Here is a 3,385-nt window from a genome sequence, read left to right as displayed (position 1 = left end):
CATCAACACGGTACAAACCTTGCGAAAAACCTGTTGTAAACTTAAATTGACCATATTGTTTATCTGCACCAACATAGCTGATGTTATTTACCACCGCACCTGGTGTGTTGGCCTGAACGATTGATGCGTTACCCCCTCTGATGGCTTCTATGTTCTGGATAGTCAGATCTGTTTTATAGTATTGATCTACAGATGGGTTTGTGTTGAACCCTGTTGGTAAAAGCGGTAAACCATCTTCCTGTATACCCAGGAAGATATATCCGCCCTGCTGCGGAAACCCCCTTACCCAAACATTTCCCGGGCCGTCGCCACCTGTACTTTCTACTGTTAAACCTGGTATGGCCTTTAATAAATCGGTACTGTTTAAAGGTGCCCGGTTGGTGATATCTTTATTACTCACTGAAGTTAAGGCCACACTGCTTTCTAATTTTTTCTTTGGATTACCACCGGTTACCATCACACTTTCCAATTGTAGGTTATCTTCTGATAGGCTGATACTCAGGTTTTCGTCGGCATTGCCAGGTGATAGGTTTACTTCTTTGGAAATGAAACCTACATATCTTACCACGATTACACGGCTGTCGACAGTTAAGCCTTTTAGCGCAAAAGCGCCATTTTCGTCGGTTGTGGTCCCGATTGATTTTCCTTTAACGGTAACTGATACCCCAGGGATGGCATTCCCTTTACTGTCGGTTACTTTTCCGGTAACAATGCCTTCAAAGGCTTTTAGCAGTTCGAGGTTGTTATTGGCGGGAATAGAATAGAGCAGAATCTGATCTTTAACTATTCTATATCCCACGTCATAACGTTTTAGCGAATTCTCAAGAAAGTATTTAAGTTTTTGGTTAACCACATTAATAGAAACTTTACGGTTGGAGTTTATTAATTGTGGGCTGTAAACAAATTTAACATTGGCTAAGTGTTCTGTTTTTTCTATAATGGTTTTAATATCTGTTTGATCGGCTTTAATCGAAATTGATTTGTTCAGGAAATCTTGTGCGTCGACATTTTTGGCAAAAGCACCACAAGTAAAAATTATTATTGCAAGTATTTGGTAAATCGAAACTCTCATTGCATATATCGCCAGCGAAATAAGTTGATTTTTTTTCATAAATTTGGTTATTGTTCATTAAATGATTGGATTTATTGGACATAGAAATACCATGAATACATTTCTAATGTATTTAACTCGCCGGCAATGCCCCACATTGTCGGCTTTGTTTTTTAGAAAAATATTATGGAATATGGCGCCGCGGTTACGGGCTGTTGGTGTTGTGGTTCTTCTTCATCATGTTTATATATTTGGTTAGTTTTTATTGGAAACCACAATGCTGGTTCCCTGGATGTAATATTTGCTTGATATGGTTCCACAGATCAGGTCGAGCTGCTCATATAGCCCTTTTTTGCTTAAATCTCCGGTAAAAGTATAAGTCGAAATCTGCTCATTATCTGATTTTATCTCTATCCCATATGCTTCAGATAAGGTTTTGAAAATTTCTTTAATGCTTTCTTCTTTAAAATTGTAGCTCAAGCTTGTGGGTATGTTATAAGCTTCGGCCAATGGAATAGGCTTGCTTACCAATGTTTTATTTAATTTGTGGTCGGAAAAAATACCTTTTTGATTTGGCGTAAGCAGAATTGGTTTCGCCAGTTTTTCTTTAGCAAAAGTGAATAGTGAGCTTTTCTGATTTTCTTCTACCTGAACTTTTCCGGTCCTTACCGCAACTTGGGCGGGAAGTTTATCTGTTGACGATTTTACCCAAAAGCTGGTACCCAAAACACGTATAACCAGTTTTTGATTATATACATAAAACGGCCGCTTTGGGTTTTTGCTTACCGAAAAGAAGGCTGTTCCTTTTAAATAAACCATTCTTTTGTTGGCAGCAAAAATCTTTGGATAAATAATATTGGCCTGCGGTTTAAGTGTTACTGTGCTTTCATCGCTAAGCGCTATAATGATGGGACGATCAGTATCATTGGTTTTGCTGATTAGGCTTAAATTGCTGTTTTCATCAATAAAAGATTGTTCAGCATGGTTGTAGTCCGTTAGGTATAATCCCCCGATAAAAAAGGCAACCAATATAGCTGCTGCAATTGCAAATTTTGGCCAAAGCTTTTTAACCTTTAATGTTGGTGCTGGTTTGCGTTCAATATTATTGATGTTTAGCCAGGTATTGGCCTGCATTTCCTCCAGTGCTGTTGACGATAGATCTTTAAAATTCCTGCTATTTAAGTTATGATACCATTTATCTACCCAAAGCTTTTCGGCTTCGGTACAATTTCCGTTTTCGTAACGGCTTAGTAAATCGTAAAATGATTTCTGGTCCATAAGAAAGAATATTTGGCTTTATACTATACAAGTAACACAATGAATGCGAACCCCTAAAGGCAGGAGATAAAAAAGCTAAAATAATTTTCAATTGCCTGGTAATCAGTTACAAAAAGATGTAGAAATTTTTAATATATTCTTTAATTCTTTTAATTGAGCGGGTAATATGGTATTCTACAGCTTTTTCGGAGATATTTAAACCAGCAGAAATATCTTTAGTAGATTGGTGTTGGTATCGGCTCAGCCTGAAAACTTCCTGTGTTTTTTCCGGAAGGGAGTTGATACCTTCTTCAATGATGGAAGATAGATCATGAAGATCGACCAGGTTTGCAGTGTCCTGATGGTTTTCTGAATAAGTTAGGCTTTGGTACTCCATGTACTTATTCTCCATAACCAGGCTCCTGATGTGGTTAATCACACTTAACTTCAAGGCACCGAACAAATAAGCCTGGAGGTTATTAATCACCGCTTCCTGCCGCTTTTCCCAAAGGGAGATAAAGATGTTTTGCACCAGTTCTTCAGCAATTACCTTATCGCCTGTTTTTTTGTAGGCTGCCAATAAAAGCTCATTACTATAGGTGAAATATATTTTTTCGTAAGCCTGTTTGTCGCCCAGTTTTAAGCGATCAAGTAAATCATCAGATTTTTCAGGCTCAGCGTGAGTCATTTGTTATTTGGTTATGCAGGTAAGTGTAGTAAATGTAATAAAATTAATGTTGAAATGTAATCAAGTTTGATTGTTGTATTGTTGAAAGGTTCTAATACCTGAGATATCAGTTAACAGTTTTCAGTTGGCAATTTGCAGTTAGCAATTTAAACAATCCGGTTTACAGTTAACTAGTTTATACAATTAACCGATTAATCCTTTTTAAACTAATCTAACCGATTAACCAGTTTAAACAATTAACCACTATTCTATACACTAAGTATAAATATTTTATCGCCTTTTATCTCATTTTTTTACCTTTGCTCAATCTCAAAAAAATTATGCAAGAAAAAATTGTTGTTTTAGGCTCTAACGGGCAAATTGGTACCGAGTTGGTAACCATGTTACGT

At 36.9% G+C, this 3,385-nt stretch carries 3 protein-coding genes; all 3 read right to left on the bottom strand.

The window, feature by feature from the left end; all coding sequences use genetic code 11:
- On the bottom strand, positions 1-1,111 hold a 1,111-nt coding region (locus AC1DPQ_RS21940), incomplete at its 3' end, for an STN domain-containing protein (protein ID WP_477610871.1).
- A 195-nt stretch (positions 1,112-1,306) separates the two neighbouring features.
- Positions 1,307-2,329, bottom strand: a complete 1,023-nt coding sequence (locus AC1DPQ_RS21935) for a FecR family protein (protein ID WP_477580791.1) — start codon at positions 2,327-2,329, stop codon at positions 1,307-1,309.
- A 106-nt stretch (positions 2,330-2,435) separates the two neighbouring features.
- Entirely contained in the window at positions 2,436-2,996 is a 561-nt protein-coding gene (locus AC1DPQ_RS21930) for a sigma-70 family RNA polymerase sigma factor (protein WP_029274028.1), read from the bottom strand.
- Positions 2,997-3,385 lie beyond the last annotated feature (389 nt).

This window comes from Pedobacter sp. 01T416_2, from assembly GCF_056398925.1.
The sequence above is the reverse complement of the archived record's forward strand: the minus strand, read 5'-3'. Positions and strand labels throughout refer to the sequence as shown.